This window comes from Stenotrophomonas sp. OVS01A (genome assembly GCF_019969775.1).
GTDB lineage: Bacteria > Pseudomonadota > Gammaproteobacteria > Xanthomonadales > Xanthomonadaceae > Stenotrophomonas > Stenotrophomonas indicatrix.
On record NZ_JAHXYV010000004.1, the window covers coordinates 100,112 to 117,770 of the forward strand.

The window sequence follows — 17,659 nt, forward strand, 5'->3', positions numbered from 1 at the left end:
GCGGCCCTCGCCGGCCGTCGCCCGTTGAAAGGAAACGCCTGATGCCGCACCGCTCGACCCTGTCCCGCTGCCTGTTGCTGGCGGTGGCCCTGGCTGCCGGCCCCGCGACGGCCGCCGCCGATGCGCCCACGCTGCTGTTCCATGTCGATGCCGGCAAAGGCCTTGAGGCCGTGGTGGCGCAGGGTGAGGCGGTGCCGAACTTCCGCGACAAGGTCGACATCGTCGACGACGGAACGCGCGGCAAGGCCATCCAGTGGCAGGACGACGGCGTGCTGGCCTGGGATGCACCCGGCAACATCCTCGCCCAGCGTGGCACCCTCGCCTTCGACTGGCGCGCGCGCTACGCGGTGGGTGAAGCACCGTTCGTGATCTTCCGCGTCGGCTATGCCGACCACAGCAGCTGGGACATGGCCTGGCTGCGCATCGACTGGAACGGGCATGGTTTCGATGCGTTCGTCACCGATGCCAACCTCGCCCGCACGCGCGTGTCGTTCCGCATGGACACGCCGCCACGTGCGGACCAATGGCTGCACCTGGCCTTTGCCTGGGACGAAGACCAGGGCGTACGCCTGTTCATCGATGGCCGCGAGGTGGAGCGTGTGCAGGCCAGCGGCGATTACGATGCCGCGCTGGACCAGCTCGGCCTGGCCGGGCGGGTGATGGCGCCCTACCAGGTGCAGAGCCGCTACAACTTCCTGCGTGGCAGCGATTTCCAGCACATCCGCGTGTATGACCGCATGCTCGATGCTGCGGCCGTCAGTGCGCTCGCGCGCGGCAAGGCCGCCGAAAGCGCCGTTGCCAGTGCTGCCGATGACCGTGCATGGCGCCATCGCTTCGGCTGGGAAGGCGCGCCGCCACCGCCATTGACCGCAGCCAGCACGCGCATCCGCAAGATCGAATTCGACGATGCCCGCGACCTCAAGGCGTGGATGTGGAAGGCCACCGACGGCATCGCCGAGACCACCTGGCCCGGTGTCTACAACCGCTCGCGCCTGCCCGGCCGCAACGACTATTTCCAATTGCCGGACTGGAACACGTATGTGGAAAGCGGCCAGCATCTGGACCTGACCGTGCCGGCCGGCGAGACCGTCAACCGGGTGGAGATCCGCGGCGCGGCCTTCGGCACGCTGGCCCATGGCCGCGATGCCGCGCACGCCACCCAGGTGCTGGCCACGCGTCCGCAGGGTGTGGTGCGCAGCGTGGACGACATCCCGGCACAGACCGGTGGCGTGCTGCGCTTCAGCAACGTTGAACAGGAAACGCCGATCCAGGAGATCTGGGCGTATGGCGTGAGCGAAGGTGCCGAGCCCGACGGCACGGTCAAGCAGACCTATGTCATCGACAGCCAGGCACTGCCGGACTACACCAACCTGGACACACTGCGCCGCTACATCGAAGGCCGCTACCCGGCGGCCGAACGCAGCACGGTGATGGCGCTGCCCAAGGGGGCGGGCTCGCGCCGGCGCCCGGCCGATTCGTTGCCAACGCAGCCCAAGCCCATCGTGCACGTGCTGATTCCCTCCGGCGTGGGCGATGCGCCGGCCAACCAGCCGTTGATCCGCAGCTGGGCCTACAGCTGGGAGAACATGCATGACGGCCTGGATGGCGTGGCCATCGATATTCCCGCGCTCGACCTGCCGGCCACGCACGATGGCCTGATCGCGCTGAACCTCCGCATCAAGGATCCGATCTGGCCGGCGCGCGACATGATCGATGTATCGGTCTCGGTACAGCCGGGGCAGAAGCGCACGCTGTGGCTGGACCTGCGCGACCGCATCCTCACCGCCGACAGCCTGTGGTTGAGCATCGCCTCGGCTGCGCCCGGCTTCGACGCCAAGGCACTGGACGGTGCGCAGGTGCGGCTGGTGTTCAAGCCACGCGCCGATGCGCTCAAGGAGCATGTGGCCGACCGCTTCAACCAGGTGCGCGACAACTGGGGTTTCCTCGTGGAGGAACACACCACCTCCAAGCGCCAGCGCCTGTACGCGCGCGTCTACGCGGACCTGAGCGATCTGCTGCGCGTCGACCCGGACCACGAACTGGGCCGGTTGTACTGGAACTACATCAGCTACAACAGCCAGGGCCGCCCGCCGTACACCGCGCCGGAGGTGCCCAAGGGCGTACCGGCGTGGGCCTTCCACCAGGTGCAGGACCTGGCGCAGGTGCGGCAGTTCGTCGACTGGTGGATCGATCAGCGGCAGGTGGCCTACGGCGATTTCGGTGGTGGCATCTCCGATGATTCCGACCTGACCCAGCAGTGGCCCGGCCTTGCCCTGATGGGCGTGCAGCCGGACCGTCTGAATGCCTCGCTGACCGCATTGTCCGACGCGGTGTACCGCAACGGCATGTTCAGCAATGGCCTGAGCACCATCGAGACCGACGAGCTGCATGCCTACGAGGAAGGCATCAACACCAACAGCGCGATGCTGTACCTCAACTGGGGCGATCCGCTGACCCTGGAACGGCTGATGGAAACGGTGAAGGCGTTCGACGAGCGCATCATCCTGCGCAACCCGCAGGGCCATGTGCTGTTCTCCAGCAACTGGTTCGGTGGCAACAAGGTCTACCGTGAACCCAACTGGCAGTGGCAGAAGCCGTATTCGTTCCCGGTGCTGCACCCGGCATTCCTGCTGGGCCAGTACAACGCCGACCCGACCGGGCGCCGGCTGGTGATCGGCCTGGCCGATGGCTATCTGGCCCACGCGGGCACCGACGACAAGGGCCGCTTCACCCTGCCCAACGAGATCAACTGGGCCACGGGTGCGACCCGCGGCGGCGAACTCAACAACGGTTCCGGCAGCGGTGACACGATGCACACCTTCTGGGCGGCATGGCGCTGGACCGGTGATGCGAAGTACCTGCAGGCACTGGACTATCGCGTGCAGCGCGGCGGCCCCGGCGCGCTGGCCAACCTTGGCGAGAACTATGTAGAGGCACTTGGCCGGCAGCAGGACTGGTACCCGCTGCTGACCGCCGATGCCGATGCCGGAAAGACCGGTTTCGCCAGCCTGATGGCATGGCAGGCCAGCGGCGAGCGGAAGTACATCGACGCGCTGCATGCCGAGGGCCTGCAGGCCAAGGCACAACGCGCGTACATGAACACCGAGGGCCATTGGTGGTCCGACCGGGTGGAAGCACCGAGCGAGTTCCTGCAGCGTGCGCGGCTGGGCGGCATCGCCCTGAAGCGCAACCAGAGCTGGCCCGGGCACACCGTCAGCTGGCGCTTCGATCGTGAGGGCGCCGCGGAACAGGTTGCACTGCTGGTGCATGCGCCCTCGCGTGAGCGCTTCACGATCACCAGCCACAACCTCGGCGCGCGCTTGATCGCCGCCGACATGACCGGCTGGAACGTGGGCAGCGGTTCCTGGCGCGTGCGCAGTGGCATGGACGCCGATGGCGATGGCCGCATTGACGGTAGGCCACGCGAGCGCACGGTGCAGCTGGAGACGAGTGCGTCGGTACCGATGCAGTTCCAGCCGGGTCGCACCGAAGTCTTCGAATTCGAGCGTGTGTCTGCGGGCACGCCGGTGGAAATGCGTCCGGACCTGGGAGTGGGCCGTGGCGATGTGCGGGTGGACGGGCGCCAGGTACACGTGACCGTGCACGGCCTTGGGCATGTGGCCAGCGGTGTGGGCGTGGCGATACTGGAAGATGCGCGGGGCCGCGAGATCGCACGCACCGAAGTGCCAGCGATCGCAGCACCGACCGACCTGCTGCCGAAGACGGCGGTGGTGTCGTTGCCGTTGCCGGCAGGGGAACGCGGCGGCCTGCGCGTGCGTGTTGCGCTGGCCGATGGCGGAGAGGAAGTCACGCGGCTCAACAATGTGGTGGATGTGCCGCGATGAATTCCGCGTTCCGCCGGGCATGGCCCGGCGCTACCGATGAATCGGTTGCCCACTAGCCCTGGTAGCGCCGGGCCACGCCCGGCGGAACGCAATCAGGACGCCTCGGTTGAATCGGTTGGGCACAAGCCCTGGTAGCGCCGGGCCATGCCCGGCGGAACGCAATCAGGACGCCTCGGTCTCCATCACCTTCACCCGGCGCTGGTACCAGCCGTCATCCAGCGGATCGAACACCGCGCTGCGCTCCATCACGCCCTGGTAGACGTGCACGGACACTGCCACGTCCTCGTCGCTGGCGTTGCGCAGTGTGTGGTACTCGTGCGGCGGAATCAGGCTGCCGGCGCTGCCACGGTGCCCGTACAGCCTGTCCTGCGCAGCGAAGCGGTGACGCTCGCCACGCTGTTCCAGCAGCGCGTACGGGGTCACGATCAGCTCGCCCTGCCACACGCCCTCCACGCACCACATCGCATCGTGGTCGTGCAGTGGCGTGCCCTGCCCCGGGCCCCAGCACATCGCGATCACGCTGTAGCCCAGCGTGGCGCTTCGGTACAGTTCACGGCGCGCGTAATGGCCGTCCACGGGGCGACGTACGCAGGGCGGCAGCTCGATCAGCGGATCGACGATGGCTTCACGCAGCACCCGCTGCAGCGCACCGGTGATCGCCTGCGGATCGACCAGGCAGACGGCGGCATCAATCCCTGCAATCAAGCGCTCGCGGCCGGTGAACGGCGGTGGCGTGAACATCGCTTCCATGAACCGACTCTAGCCGAGGCGGGTTAACAGAATGTTTGCACCGCGGTGTCATCACTGCGTGCCGCGCTGCACGAACGGCACTTTTGCATAGAGCGCACGCTCGCCGGCACGTGGATCGTCAACCACGCGGCTGTGGCGATCGAACACCATCGTCTGCCGTTGTGGCACGCCATAGGGAGCCCATTGCGACATTCCCGCGTGATTGGGATCGCCGGTACGCGCAAAGGCGATCAGCGCATCGCTCATCGTCGCTGCCAGTGCTCGGGCGTCTTCACCACCGCCGGTACGCGCGCCCGGCAGGCCGGCGTTGTCGAACACCAGCGGAATATCCAGCGTATGGAAGGCACGCAGGCGTCCGTCTTCCACCGGGGATGGCCAATCGAGCTGGTAGGCCCAGGTGGGTGCGGCCCCGGTTGTCTGCCGAGCGCGTGCTTCCAGTTCCTCCACCGCACCACGCCACGAGCGGCCGGCGGTGGTGGCCGCGAAGAACACCTCTGAGGGCGTGTAGTGCGGATACAGGCGTCGATATTCTGCGATCACTACCGAGGGCAGCAGATCGACGAACTGCTGCTTCTCCAGCTGCGCCGGCAGATCCTCCCAGGTCAGCGTGAAGTTGGCCGGGTCGTTGCCAAGGAACGCGCGCGTCTCATCGCGGGTGTTGCCGATCACCATCGGAATCGACGCGGACTGCGCCGGTGCCTGTGGCCAGAACGGGTGCACCGGCAGCACCACCTCATCCAGTACCGGGCCGAAGTACAGCGCGCTGCTTTCCACCCGCGAGGGATCGCGTGCGCGGGTGGCGGCCAGCAGCTCGGTCGCCGGCAGTCGCAGCAACGCCTGCAGGTCGCGCGCGGCCACGGTTTCCATCGCAATCGAAGTCCGTTGCGCCGCCGCACGTGGACCGGCGGCGGTCACCTGCTGCCCGCTCATCGTCCACGCGCGCTGGAACAGGCCTTTCGCTGCGGGCATCGCCATCAGCGTGGCGATCTTGGCGCCGCCACCGGATTGCCCGAACACGGTGATGTTGCCGGCGTCGCCGCCGAACACCGCTGCATGCTCGCGCACCCACTGCAGCGCCTGCACCAGGTCGAGCTGGCCGACGTTGCCGGAGGCCGCATAGCGCGGATCGCCGAGCGCGCCCAGGTACAGGTAGCCGAAGGTGTTCAGGCGATGATTGACGGTGACCACCACCACGTCGCCGCGTCTGCACAATGCGCTGCCGTCGTACAGCGGATCGCTGCCAGAGCCGTTGTTGAAGCCACCGCCATGGATGTAGACCAGGATCGGCCGCTTGCCGCCGTCGCCCAGTGCCGGCGTCCAGACGTTGAGGAACAGGCAATCTTCGCTGCCCGGCCCGTCCGCTCCGCTCTGTGGCGCAGATGCGGCGTATTCCAGGGCGTCGGCGATACCACGCCAGCCCGTCTCGCGCCGTGGCGGCTGGAAACGGTAGGCGGAGGTGTCAGCGCCATAACGCAGGCCACGGAACACGTGCACGCCGTGCTCGCGCTGGCCACGCACGCGGCCGGCACGCAGGCGTGCCACCACCTGTGTGGCATCACGTGGCCCAGGCGCCGCGGCGGCAGGAAGCGCTGCGAGGGTGGCCGTGGCCAGCGCCCAGCGTGCACTGTCGCGCAGGAAACGACGGCGCTGCAGGTTGGCATCCCCCTGGTTCAATGTGCCGCCTCCGTCGCCTGCAGCCAACGTTGTGCCAGCAGCGGCCACACGGCCAGCGTTGAATCAGGCGGCATGCGCATGCCGAAGCCATGGCCGCCATGAGCGAACAGGTGCAGCTCGTGTTCGACACCCGCCTTGGCCAGTGCCTGCGCCATCACCTCGCTGTTGTGCACGTTGACCACCCGATCGTCGTTGGCATGGATCAGCAGCGTCGGCGGCATGTCCGCCCGTACGTGCTGCTGCATCGAATACTGCGCGGCCAACGCCGCATCGGGCTGCTCGCCCAGCAGGCGTCCGCGTGAGCCGCTGTGCGCATGCGTGCCCATGTCGATCACCGGATACACCAGCACCGCGCGTGCGGGACGCGCGCTGAGGCGATCGATGGCATCGCGTGGCGGGTAGACCGGCGCATCGAAACCGGTGGCCAGCCGTGCGGCGACATGGCCGCCGGCGGAGAAGCCCATCACCGACACGCTGTCGGCATCCAGCCTGCGCCGTGCGGCCTGGTCGCGCACCACGCGCAGTGCGCGCTGCGCGTCGGCCAGTGCCGCCTGGCGGTCGCGGCCGGCCTGCGGCAGGCGGTAGCGCAGCACGAACAGGGTGTAGCCGGCACGGTCCACCCACTCCGGCACCAGCGCGCTGTCCTCCTTGTCGATCACCACGCGCTGGTAGCCGCCACCGGGAATCACCAGCAGCGCGCGGCCGTTGGCACGGGCCGGCGTGTGCACCAGCAGGTAGGGCGCATCGACCTGGTCGATGAAGCGATCGGGGTGGGCCGGGTCATCACTGCGCTCGACCACGCGCGCCGGCCGCGCAGTGCCGGTTTCACCGGGGACCTGTCCCGCCGGCCACAGCGGCAACTGCTCGCCGGCGAGCTCCTGGCCCAGGTGTTCGCCTGCGCGCAACGGCACATCGGCCGCGGATGCGGGGATGGTCAGCAGCAGGCCTGACAGCAACAACAGCACACGGGAAAAACGCATGTGGAAAGGGCTCCAACGGGGAGACAACAGAGTGGCCGAGGTCACCGGCAAGCGCTCGTGATGCGCTGCGGCTTGCACGATGACACCGGTTTACCATATACACCTCCTGCAGACGCTGTCGATGGGCAGTGCAACAACGCCAGAGGGAGACCGTTCTTGAGCAACGAACACGGCATACATGGGCAGACGCCGGCGCCGGACGATGCGGCCGCGATCGCCCACGCTTTCACCACCGCGCGCCGCGGTGGCCAGGCCCTGCCCGGCTTCCCGGGCCTTGTCCCGCCTGACCTGGTGGCTGCCTACCAGGTGCAGGATCTGGCCATTACCAGCTGGGATGACCAGGTGGTGGGCTGGAAGGTCGGCTACATCGCTGCCGAGCGCCGCGATGCGTCCGGAGACGACCGCCTGCTGGGCCCGGTTTTCTCGCGTCAGCTGAAAAATGCCACCGGTGGAACAGTGGACATTCCGGTGTTCGTCGGCGGCTTCGGCGCGGTCGAGGCGGAGTACGTGCTGGAGCTGTTGGAGGACGCTCCCGCCGCACAGCTGCACTGGACGCCCGAGCAGGCTGAAGCGCTGCCGGCGCGCCTGTACATCGGCGTGGAAGTGGCCAGCAGCCCGCTGGCGACGATCAACGAACTCGGCCCGCGCGTGGTGGTGTCCGACTTCGGCAACAACAACGGCCTGGTGCTGGGGCCGGAGATTGCCGATTGGACCGCCCGCGACGAAACCGACCTGCGCGCCGAAACCCTGATCGAGGGCGAGGTGGTCGGCACGGGTGGTGCCACCCGGCTGCCCGGCGGCCTGCGCGCGGCGTATGCGTTCGCGTTGTCCCGTTCGGCGCTGCGCGGCCGGCCGTTGCGACGGGGCGACCTGATCGCCACCGGCAACGCCACCGGCATCCATGACATCACCGTGGGGCAGACGGCGCTGGTGCGGTTTGCCGGCTTCGGCGAAATTGCCTGCAGGGCCGTGCCGGCCGGGTAACCGCCGCACGATCCGGTGAACACGCGCGGGAGGGCGCAGATGATCACACGACGACATTTCCTGGCCGGCGGCGCTGCTGCGCTGGCCACCCCGATGCTCGCGGCCTGTGGCCGCGGGCCCGCCGATGCCATCGACGGCGGCCAGCTGCTGACGGCCACCGACGTGCACGTGGCCGACTATCCCACCGTGACCGCGGTGAAGTGGATCGGCGAAACCCTGCAGCGCGAAAGCAACGGTCGCCTGCGCCTGCGGCAATACCATTCGGGCCAACTCGGTCGCGAATCGGAAGCGATCGACATGGCCCGTTTCGGTGCCATCGACATCACCCGCGTGTATGCCGGTGCGTTGAACAACGCTTTCCCGCTCACCCAGGCGCTGTGCCTGCCGTACGTGTTCGAGTCGGTGGCGCACCAGCGCGCCGCACTGGATGGCGGCATTGCCGATGCGGTCCTGCGTGGTTTCGAGAGCCGCGACCTGGTCGGCCTGGCCATCTATGATTCCGGCGCACGCTGCTTCTACAACACCAAGCATCCGATCGTGCAGCCCGGTGATCTGCACGGGCTGAAACTGCGTGTGGCGTCCTCGGACATCTTCATCCAGCTGATGCGCCTGCTCGGCGCCAACCCGACGCCGATGTCGCTGGGCGATACGTTCTCCGGCATGGAGACGCACATGATCGACGGCGCCGAGAACAACATGCGCAGCTTCCACTCCAGCCGCCACTTCGAGGCCGCGCACTACTGGTCGCAGAGCGATCACTCGTATGCGCCGGACGTGCTGTTGATGTCGCGCGCCAGTTTCGAGCGCCTGCAGCCGGCCGACCGCCAGCTGCTGCTGGAGACCGCGCGCGCCTCGGTGAAGGTGATGCGAGAGCAATGGGATGCGTCCGAAGATGCTGCGCGCCGCGCGGTGCTGGCCTCGGGCGTGAAAGCCAACGAGGTGGACCTGCCCGCCTTCCGCGCCGCCGCCCAGCCGCTGCTGCAGCAGTACCTGCAGCAACCCGAGCTGGCTGCGCTGGTCGCCCGCATCCGTGCCGCCGCCTGAGGACACTGCCATGACCGAGACGACGATTTCCACCGGACCCGGCCCCGGCCAACGCCTGCTGGACCGCATCGCCGACATCGCCATCCATGTTGCCGTGGCCGCGCTGCTGGGGCTGGTGGTGGTGCAGGGCTGGCAGGTGTTCGCCCGCTACGTGATCAACGATTCGCCCAGCTGGACCGAGCCGGTGACCCTGCTGCTGCTGGCCACCGCCATGAGCCTGGGCGCGGCCTGCGGCGTGCACACCAATCGCCACTTCGGCTTCTTCCTGCTGCACGCCTACATGGGCGCCGGCCTGCGCCGGGTGGTGGATGTGTTCACCCAGCTGGTGGTGGCCGTGCTGGGCGGCTTCATCGCGTTCTGGTCGGCCGACCTGCTGCTCGATGGAATGGACATCAAGACCGCAGGCGCCAACCTGCCGCAGAGCATCAACTACCTGCCGCTGGCCGTGGGCGGTGCGCTGATGCTGTTGTTCGCGCTGAACCGTGCGTGGAAAGCGCTGCATGCCACGGCAGCCGATGCCGACGACGCTGAAGGAGATCGTTGATCCATGGGCATCACCATCCTGTTCTCTGTTTTTGCCGCGCTGCTGCTGTTGGGCGTGCCGGTGGCCTACGCGCTGGCCGCCGCTGCGCTGGCCACCCTGCTCTACCTGGACATTCCCAGCATCGTGATGGTCCAGCAGATCTCCGCAGGTACCGGTTCGGCCTCGTTGATTGCCATTCCACTGTTCATCTTCGCTGGCGAGATCATGATGCGCGGCGGCATCTCCGAACGCCTGATCGCCCTGGCGTCATCGCTGGTCGGGCGCATGCGCGGCGGCCTGGGCCAGGTCTCGATCCTGTCCTCGCTGTTCTTCGGCGGTGTATCCGGCTCGGCCATCGCCGATGTGTCGGCGGTGGGCGGCACGATGATTCCGCAGATGGTCAAGCGCGGCTACGACCGCGATTTCGCGGTCAACGTCAGCATCACCGCTGCGCTGGTGGCGCTGCTGGTGCCGCCGTCGCACAACCTGATCCTGTTCTCGGCCGCCGCCGGTGGTGGCCTGTCGATCGCCGACCTGTTCGCCGCCGGCATCGTGCCGGCGCTGCTGATGACCCTGGCGTTGATGATCACCGGCTACGTGGTCGCGCGTCGCCGTGGTTATGGCGTGGAAGTATTCCCGGGCTGGCGCGCGGTGCTGTTGCGCATCGTCTCCGCCCTGCCCGGCCTGGGTCTGGTGGCGCTGATCTTCGTGGGTATCCGCGCCGGCATCTTCACTGCGGTGGAAAGCGCGGCCATCGCCGTGGTCTACGCCCTGCTGGTCACCACCGTGCTGTACCGGCAGCTGCGCTGGCGTGAGTTCTTCGACACCGTCATCCATGCCGCGCGCAGCACCGGCGTGATCCTGTTCGTGATCGCCACCGCGGCGGTGTTCGGCTGGCTGCTGGCCTACCTGCAGGTGCCTGCGGCGGCGGTGGACTTCCTGCAGTCGTTCGCGCACAGCCAGTTCATGGTGCTGCTGATGATCGTGGTGATGCTGCTGCTGCTGGGCACCTTCATGGACCTGGCACCGATGATCCTGATCTGCACGCCGATCTTCCTGCCGGTGGCCAAGGCCTATGGCATCGATCCGATCCACTTCGGCCTGGTGCTGGTGCTGACCGGTGGCCTCGGCCTGGTCACGCCGCCGGTGGGCTCGGTGCTGTTCATCGGAACCGCCATCGGCAAGATCAGCGTCGGCCAGAGCATGCGCACGATCTGGCCGTTCTGGTTCGCCGCGCTGGGCGTGCTGCTGATCGTCACCTTCTTCCCGTCGCTGTCGCTGTGGCTGCCCGCCGCGCTGCGCGCCTGATGAGCGGAGGCAATCACATGACACCGACGCTGCACCGCACTGCTGCAACCGCCCTGCTCGGCCTGCTGCTGGCCGCGCTGCCTGCCCTGGCTGCCGACCCCGCGCCCGCGCAGTGGAAGCGCGGCATCGAGCACCAGCGCCAGGGCGACCTTGGCAACGGTACCTTCCTCAACCCGGTGCTGGCCGGTGACAGGCCCGATCCGTCGGTGCTGAAGGACGGCGAGGATTACTACCTCACCCTGTCTTCGTTCGACGCCTACCCCGGCCTGCCGATCTGGCACTCGCGCGACCTGGTCAACTGGCAGCCGCTCGGCCATGCGATCACGCAGAACGTAGGTGCGATCTGGGCGCCGGACATCGTCAAGCACCAGGGCCGCTACTTCATCTACTTCCCGGCGCGCACCGGTGAGCGCCGCAGCAACTTCGTTGTCTGGGCCGATGACATCAAGGGCCCGTGGAGTGCGCCGATCGACATCGGCCTGGGTGGCTACATCGACCCCGGCCACGCGGTTGGCGAGGACGGCAAGCGCTACCTGTTCCTCAGCGGCGGCGACTACGTGCAGCTGGCCGATGACGGCCTGAGCGTGGTGGGTACGCCCAAGCATGTGTACGACGGCTGGCGCTACCCGGAAAGCTGGGACGTGGAGGCCTACGCGCAGGAAGGCCCGAAGATCCACTTCCGCGATGGCTGGTACTACATGACCACTGCGGTGGGCGGCACCGCCGGCCCGCCGACCGGGCACATGGTGATCACCGCGCGCTCGCGCTCGATCCACGGCCCGTGGGTGAACGCGCCGAACAACCCGATCATGCGCACCCGGTCGGCCGCTGAACCATGGTGGTCGCGTGGCCACGCCACGGTGATCGAAGGCACCGACGGCCGCTGGTGGATGATGTACCACGGCTACGAGAACGGCTTCTGGACGCTGGGCCGGCAGGCGCTGCTGGAACCGATCGAATGGACCGCCGATGGCTGGTTCGTGGCCAAGGGCGGCGATCTCGGGCAGCCGCTGCGCAAGCCATCGGGCAGCGCGCTGGCACCGCACGGCATGGCCCTGTCGGATGCTTTCACCGGCCGTACGCTGGGCCCGCAGTGGGCGTTCTTCAACCCGGCGCTGGATGAATACCGGCGCCTGCGCTTCAGCGGTGATGGCCTGGTACTGCAGGGCAAGGGCAGCACGCCGCGCGACGCCTCGCCGCTGACGACCATTGCCGGGGATCCGGCCTACCAGTTCGAGGTGCAGATGGAGATCGCCCCCGGCGCGGTGGGCGGTGCCCTGCTGTTCTACAGCGACCGCCTGTATGTGGGCGTGGGCAGCAACGGCGAGCAGTTCGTCATGCACCGCTACGGCGAGGAGCGGCCCACCCGGCTGGCGGCCAGCGCCAAGGGCGGCCGGCTCTGGCTGCGGGTGACCAACAACCGCCACATCGTCACCATCCATTCCAGTGCCGATGGCCAGACCTGGCAGAAGTATCCGGTTCAGATGGAAGTGTCCGGTTACCATCACAATGTGGCCGGCAAGTTCCTGGCACTGAAACCGGCCCTGTATGCGGCCGGCAACGGTGCGGTAACCTTCCGCAGCTTCCGCTATCGCGCGCTGGACTGAGCGCGCGCTGGAATCCCCAGGCTTATCGGGTTCACTACATGTCAGTGCGCAACAAGAACGATGCCGCTACGCCGGCATTGGCAAAGGGCAAGGCAGCCACGATCAACGACATCGCGCGACTGTCGGGTGTATCCAAGAAAACGGTTTCAAGGATCATCAACAACTCGCCGCTGGTGCGCAAGGACACGCGCGACAAGGTGGAAGCGTTGATGCGCGAAGTCGGCTACACCCCCGACCCGCTGGCCCGTGGCCTGGCCTTCCGCCGCTCGTTCCTGATCGGCATGGTCTACGACAACCCCACCGCGCAGTACATCGTGGACATGCAGTACGGCGCGCTGGATGCGCTGCGTGGCTCCAGCTTCGAACTGGTGGTGCACCCCTGCGACAGCCGCAGCCCGGGCTACATCGACGGCGTGCGCCGCTTCGCCCAGCAGCAGAAGCTGCATGGGGTGATCCTGGTGCCGCGTGCGTCCGAAGACCAGGCGCTGGCGGACATGCTGGACGAGATCGGCTGCCGCTTCACCCGCGTGGCTGCGCTGCCGCTGGATGAAACCTCGCAGATGGTGGTCACCCACGACCGCGATGGCGCCGCCGAAGCGGCCGACTACCTGCTTTCGCTGGGCCACCGTGACATCGCCCTGGTGACCGGCCCCAGTGCATACCGCTCGGCGCACGAACGCACCGCCGGCTTCATCGAGGCGCTGTCGCAGCGTGGCATCGAGCTGCCGAAGGATCGCATCATCGAGGCCGGCTACACCTTCGAATCGGGTGTGGCCGCCGCCGAGAAACTGCTGCTGGGCAAGCGCCGGCCGACGGCGATCTTCACCGGCAACGATGAAATGGCCGCCGGTATCTACAAGGTCGCGCTGCGTGCGGGCATCAACATTCCGCGCCAGCTGTCGATCGTCGGTTACGACGACAGCCCGCTGGCCTCGCGCCTGTGGCCGTCGCTGACCTCGGTGCGCCGGCATACCCGCGACACCGGCCGCACCGCTGCGGCCATGCTGATCCAGCCCGAAGGCCAGCCTGCGCTGCAGATCGCCAGCGTGCGCCCGCACCTGATCGTGCGCGATTCCTGCCAACCTCCCGAGGATTGATCCCGCAGGGATCAATCCTGTACGTCACGACCGTTGGTCGTGACACCTTTCACGGATCAGTCCGGTAGGTCACGACCAACGCTCGTGACACTCCACCCGCCCTCCCCCCATCGATCGCACCTGCCGATGCCGTCCAACCACCATCGTGCAGCGCAAAATGACACCGGTTTCCTGTCTGGCTAGAATCGACCGTGAACCGTGCCGGGGCCGAACCATCGGCCCGCCCCCTGCTCTGGAGAAGCCATGTACTGCAAGACCCATTACGCCACCCATCCCGACGCCATCAAGGGCGCCAGCAACGATCAGCTGCGCGAGCTGTACCTGCTCGATGGCCTGTTCAACGCCGATGCGGTGACCCTGAAGTACACCCACTACGAGCGCTTCGTGCTGGGCGGTGCGGCGCCGGTCAACGGCCCGCTGTCGCTGCCGGCGCAGACCGAACCGGCGTCGGCCGCTGGCCATCCGTTCCTGGAGCGTCGCGAGCTGGGCATCATCAACGTTGGCAGCGGCACCGGTACGGTCACCGTCGATGGCACCGTGTACACGCTGGGGCCGAAGGATGGCCTGTACGTGGCGATGGGCAGCAAGGACGTCGTCTTCGCTTCGCAGGACGCCGCCAACCCGGCGCAGTTCTACCTGGCCTCGACCCCGGCGCATGCGCGCTTTGAAACCAGGCAGTTGTCGATCAAGGACGCGGTGGCACTGGATCGCGGCGCGCTGGAAACCAGCAACGAGCGCACCATCTACCAGTACATCGTGCCGGCCACCTGCCAGTCCTCGCAGCTGCTGCTGGGCCTGACCGTACTCAAGCCGGGCAGCGTCTGGAACACCATGCCGCCGCACCTGCACGACCGCCGCAGCGAGGTCTATTTCTACTTCGACCTGGGCGACAGCGACCGCGTCTACCACTTCATGGGCGAGCCGGACGCACAGCGCCACATCGTCATCCAGAACAACGAAGCGGTGGTGTCGCCGCCGTGGTCGATCCACATGGGCGCCGGCACCAGCAACTACGCCTTCATCTGGGCGATGGGTGGCGAGAACCTGGATTACACCGACATGCACGTGCTGGACATCTGCCAGCTCAAGTAAGCGCCGGGCGGCCACCGCGCACGCCGTGCCGGTGGCCACCTGCCCCGCATCACGCACGCCTCTACCAAGGAACGCATACGCAATGACCAATCCCTTCAGCCTGGAAGGAAAAGTCGCTCTGGTAACCGGTGGCAATACCGGCCTGGGCCAAGGCATCGCGGTGGCGCTGGCTGCCGCAGGCGCCGATGTCGCCGTGGCCGGCATCGCCCCGCCCACTGAAACCATCGAGAAGATCACCGCGCTGGGCCGCCGCTGCCTGGCGGTGGAAGCCAACCTGATCAGCATCGAGCCGGTCGAGCGCGTGGTGCGCGAAACGCTCGAAGGCTTGGGCGGTCTGCATATCCTGGTCAACAACGCCGGCCTGATCCGCCGCGCCGACGCAGTGGACTTCAGCGAGCAGGACTGGGACGACGTGATGAACGTCAACATCAAGTCGGCTTTCTTCATCTCGCAGGCCGCCGGCCGCCATTTCATCGCCCAGGGCAGCGGCAAGATCATCAACATCGCCTCGATGCTGTCGTTCCAGGGCGGCATCCGCGTACCGTCGTACACCGCCAGCAAGAGCGGCATCGCCGGCATCACCCGCCTGCTGGCCAACGAGTGGGCGGGCAAGGGCGTGAACATCAACGCGATCGCACCGGGCTACATGGCCACCGACAACACCGCCGCGCTGCGCGCCGACCAGGACCGCAACAAGGCGATCCTCGAGCGCATTCCGGCCGGCCGTTGGGGTACGCCGGAAGATCTGGCCGGCGCGGCGGTGTTCCTGGCCTCGTCGGCGTCGGATTACATCAACGGTGCGGTGCTGCCGGTCGATGGTGGCTGGCTGGCGCGGTAATGCTTGGTTTTCGGTAGTGCCGGCCACTGGCCGGCATTTCCACCGACGCTCAACGCATCCATGAAATTGCCGGCCAGCGGCCGGCACTACCAAGGCCCGGCCATGCGGAAGCTGTTGTTGCTGTTGCTGCTGTCGAGCGCCGCCGCGCATGCGGCGCCGGTGCGATTGTTCATTGCCGGTGACTCCACTGCGGCCGAATACGGGCCCGAGCGTGCGCCGCAGGCCGGGTGGGGCCAGGCGCTGCAGAGCTACCTGGATCCGGCGCGCTTCGAAGTGCGAAACCACGCCAAGGGTGGGCGCAGCACGCGCAGCTTCATCGACGAAGGACGCCTGGATGCGATTGGCCGCGAACTGCGTCGCGGCGACGTGCTGCTGATCCAGTTCGGCCACAACGATGCCAAGTTCGAAGACCGGACGCGTTATACCGATCCGGACAGTGACTACCCGCGGATGCTGATGCGCTACGTGCAGTTGGCGCGTGACAAGGGTGCCACGCCGGTGCTGGTCACGCCGGTGGCACGGCTGCTGTACGACTTCGGTTCGCTGCTGGATACGCACGCGCGTTACACGTTGGCGATGCAGCAGCTGGCCACACGCGAGCACGTGGCACTGATCGACCTCAACGACCGCAGCATGCGCTGGATCCGCGCGCTGGGCGAGCAGGGTGCACGCCCGTACTTCCTGTTCGTGCCCGAGCAGAAGAAGGCCGACGGCACCCATTTCAGCGTGGCCGGTGCGAATGCCGTGGCGTGCCTGGTGCTGCGCGAGGCGGTGCAGGTTCTGCCGGCGCTGCAGCCTGCACTGGTGCGCGATATCGACTGCGATGTGATGGGGGTGGGGCAGGGCGGCGATCCTGCGCGTGCCTCGCAGGTGGTGCACGAAGACACGCTGGCGCGCGCGCAACCGGGCCCACATGGCGGCGGCGGGCCGACCACGGCGTACCCGTTCTTCGCCGATGCGCAGGGCCTGCCGTTCGTGCTGCGCAAGCGCGTGCTGCACAAGGGCGCGGGCATCGGCCTGCATCCGCAGCACAAGGATGAGATCTACTACATCGTGAGCGGGCAGGGCAGCTATGTGCTGGATGGAAAACAGCACGACGTGCGTGCGGGGCATGCGCTGCTGACGCGCAAGGGCAGCAGTCATGCGCTGCAGCAGGTGGGTGATGAGGATCTGGTGGTGCTGCTGGCGTATCCGCGGTAAGAGAAACGCAGCCGAGCGTGGGCTCGGCTCTACAACGGCTCCGGGCCGAAATGCTTCAAGCCCAGCCGGGCCAGATCTTCCGGGCGGGCGTAATAGTCGTCCTCGAAGGCATGCAGCGCCTCCTGCTCCTGCTCGGTCATCGCGCCATACAGGTCGGTCAGTTCCTTGATCGCCGGGTCGTCTTCCAGCCGGTCGAGCAGACCACGCATGCCGGCCAGGATCGCGTGCGTCTGCGTTGCGCCCATCGCCTGCAATGCGCGCAGCGCCAGCTGGCAGGTCGGGTCGCCCCAGTTGCACAGGAACTGCATGAAGCCGCCGTTGTTGATGTCCGCTTCCATCCGCCACAGCGCCACCAGCTGCTGGTCTTCATCGGACAGCGCATCGAGCGACCACGCGGCCGCCTTCAGGCGCGCCAGCGCGGCTTCATAGCGGTCATCCCACACCTGGTTCGGAACATCGACCACGCCGCGTTCCTGCGCCGGCAGCAGCGCGGGCCAGTTCACGCCCAGCCCATCGGTCGTGAGCACCCACTGCGCACGCTGTTCAGCCGTGGCCTCGAACAGCGCGGGCGCCCAGCGCAACGGCTGGCGGGTGCGGCGGCCATCGGCCAGGGTCATCAGGATGAAGTCGTCGTTGAAGGCGACGTCGGTTACGCGCAGCGAAGCAAATGCATCAGTCATGCCGTGCAGGATAGCGGAGACCCAGGATTGGCCCCCT

14 protein-coding genes are annotated in these 17,659 nt (G+C 67.4%); 10 read left to right on the forward strand and 4 right to left on the reverse strand.

The features are described 5' to 3' along the window. Nucleotides 1–41 precede the first annotated feature (41 nt). The gene (locus LC407_RS15175; RefSeq protein WP_223483124.1) at nt 42–3,845 is read left to right on the forward strand and encodes a LamG domain-containing protein; all 3,804 of its coding nucleotides are present in this window, start codon (nt 42–44) and stop codon (nt 3,843–3,845) included. 162 nt (nt 3,846–4,007) lie between these two features. Here LC407_RS15175 and LC407_RS15180 read toward each other — a convergent pair whose 3' ends face one another. From LC407_RS15180 to LC407_RS15190, 3 genes are read right to left on the reverse strand one after another with little or no spacing between them, the layout of a single operon-like run. Next, entirely contained in the window at nt 4,008–4,595 is a 588-nt protein-coding gene (locus tag LC407_RS15180) for a cysteine dioxygenase family protein (protein ID WP_134831776.1), read from the reverse strand. Nucleotides 4,596–4,646: 51 nt separating this feature from the next. Continuing rightward, a complete protein-coding gene (locus LC407_RS15185) occupies nt 4,647–6,269 on the reverse strand; it encodes a carboxylesterase family protein (RefSeq protein ID WP_223483125.1) in 1,623 nt (540 codons plus the stop codon). After that, entirely contained in the window at nt 6,266–7,249 is a 984-nt protein-coding gene (locus LC407_RS15190) for an alpha/beta hydrolase (RefSeq protein ID WP_223483126.1), read from the reverse strand. Before LC407_RS15190 ends, LC407_RS15185 begins: the two co-directional genes overlap by 4 nt. A 174-nt stretch (nt 7,250–7,423) precedes the next feature. Here LC407_RS15190 and LC407_RS15195 point away from each other — a divergent pair, with 174 nt between their 5' ends. The 9 genes from LC407_RS15195 to LC407_RS15235 all read left to right on the forward strand — a co-directional run bounded on the left by LC407_RS15195 (nt 7,424) and on the right by LC407_RS15235 (nt 16,942). Beyond that, nucleotides 7,424–8,233, forward strand: coding sequence for a 2-keto-4-pentenoate hydratase (locus tag LC407_RS15195; RefSeq protein WP_317850725.1), 810 nt, complete (start codon nt 7,424–7,426; stop codon nt 8,231–8,233). Nucleotides 8,234–8,272: 39 nt separating this feature from the next. Next, nucleotides 8,273–9,277, forward strand: coding sequence for a TRAP transporter substrate-binding protein (locus LC407_RS15200; RefSeq protein WP_025875493.1), 1,005 nt, complete (start codon nt 8,273–8,275; stop codon nt 9,275–9,277). Nucleotides 9,278–9,287: 10 nt separating this feature from the next. Continuing rightward, a complete protein-coding gene (locus tag LC407_RS15205) occupies nt 9,288–9,821 on the forward strand; it encodes a TRAP transporter small permease (RefSeq protein WP_059063082.1) in 534 nt (177 codons plus the stop codon). Nucleotides 9,822–9,824: 3 nt separating this feature from the next. Beyond that, nucleotides 9,825–11,108, forward strand: coding sequence for a TRAP transporter large permease (locus tag LC407_RS15210; protein WP_223483128.1), 1,284 nt, complete (start codon nt 9,825–9,827; stop codon nt 11,106–11,108). A gap of 17 nt (nt 11,109–11,125) precedes the next feature. Next, nucleotides 11,126–12,715 carry a family 43 glycosylhydrolase gene (locus tag LC407_RS15215; protein ID WP_223483129.1) on the forward strand — a complete coding sequence of 530 codons (1,590 nt, stop codon included), beginning with the start codon at nt 11,126–11,128 and terminating at the stop codon, nt 12,713–12,715. A gap of 38 nt (nt 12,716–12,753) precedes the next feature. Beyond that, nucleotides 12,754–13,812, forward strand: coding sequence for a LacI family DNA-binding transcriptional regulator (locus LC407_RS15220; protein ID WP_025875485.1), 1,059 nt, complete (start codon nt 12,754–12,756; stop codon nt 13,810–13,812). 243 nt (nt 13,813–14,055) lie between these two features. Then, nucleotides 14,056–14,904, forward strand: coding sequence for a 5-dehydro-4-deoxy-D-glucuronate isomerase (gene kduI / locus LC407_RS15225; protein WP_025875483.1), 849 nt, complete (start codon nt 14,056–14,058; stop codon nt 14,902–14,904). Nucleotides 14,905–14,986: 82 nt separating this feature from the next. After that, the gene (kduD, locus tag LC407_RS15230) at nt 14,987–15,742 is read left to right on the forward strand and encodes a 2-dehydro-3-deoxy-D-gluconate 5-dehydrogenase KduD (RefSeq protein WP_025875481.1); all 756 of its coding nucleotides are present in this window, start codon (nt 14,987–14,989) and stop codon (nt 15,740–15,742) included. 102 nt (nt 15,743–15,844) lie between these two features. Then, complete coding sequence (locus LC407_RS15235) at nt 15,845–16,942, forward strand: GDSL-type esterase/lipase family protein (protein ID WP_223483130.1); 1,098 nt, start codon at nt 15,845–15,847, stop codon at nt 16,940–16,942. Nucleotides 16,943–16,971: 29 nt separating this feature from the next. On the opposite strand, the gene LC407_RS15240 is transcribed toward LC407_RS15235, so the two are convergent. Next, nucleotides 16,972–17,622, reverse strand: coding sequence for a DUF4375 domain-containing protein (locus LC407_RS15240; protein WP_223483131.1), 651 nt, complete (start codon nt 17,620–17,622; stop codon nt 16,972–16,974). Nucleotides 17,623–17,659 lie beyond the last annotated feature (37 nt).

What these genes read in the sequence shown, in the direction of transcription:
- LC407_RS15240 (WP_223483131.1), bottom strand. Translation starts at nt 17,622, where the DNA reads ATGACTGATGCATTTGCTTCGCTGCGCGTAACCGACGTCGCCTTCAAC.
- LC407_RS15220 (WP_025875485.1), top strand. Translation starts at nt 12,754, where the DNA reads ATGTCAGTGCGCAACAAGAACGATGCCGCTACGCCGGCATTGGCAAAG.
- LC407_RS15175 (WP_223483124.1), top strand. Translation starts at nt 42, where the DNA reads ATGCCGCACCGCTCGACCCTGTCCCGCTGCCTGTTGCTGGCGGTGGCC.
- kduI (WP_025875483.1), top strand. Translation starts at nt 14,056, where the DNA reads ATGTACTGCAAGACCCATTACGCCACCCATCCCGACGCCATCAAGGGC.
- LC407_RS15180 (WP_134831776.1), bottom strand. Translation starts at nt 4,595, where the DNA reads ATGGAAGCGATGTTCACGCCACCGCCGTTCACCGGCCGCGAGCGCTTG.
- kduD (WP_025875481.1), top strand. Translation starts at nt 14,987, where the DNA reads ATGACCAATCCCTTCAGCCTGGAAGGAAAAGTCGCTCTGGTAACCGGT.
- LC407_RS15215 (WP_223483129.1), top strand. Translation starts at nt 11,126, where the DNA reads ATGACACCGACGCTGCACCGCACTGCTGCAACCGCCCTGCTCGGCCTG.
- LC407_RS15190 (WP_223483126.1), bottom strand. Translation starts at nt 7,249, where the DNA reads ATGCGTTTTTCCCGTGTGCTGTTGTTGCTGTCAGGCCTGCTGCTGACC.
- LC407_RS15205 (WP_059063082.1), top strand. Translation starts at nt 9,288, where the DNA reads ATGACCGAGACGACGATTTCCACCGGACCCGGCCCCGGCCAACGCCTG.
- LC407_RS15200 (WP_025875493.1), top strand. Translation starts at nt 8,273, where the DNA reads ATGATCACACGACGACATTTCCTGGCCGGCGGCGCTGCTGCGCTGGCC.
- LC407_RS15235 (WP_223483130.1), top strand. Translation starts at nt 15,845, where the DNA reads ATGCGGAAGCTGTTGTTGCTGTTGCTGCTGTCGAGCGCCGCCGCGCAT.
- LC407_RS15210 (WP_223483128.1), top strand. Translation starts at nt 9,825, where the DNA reads ATGGGCATCACCATCCTGTTCTCTGTTTTTGCCGCGCTGCTGCTGTTG.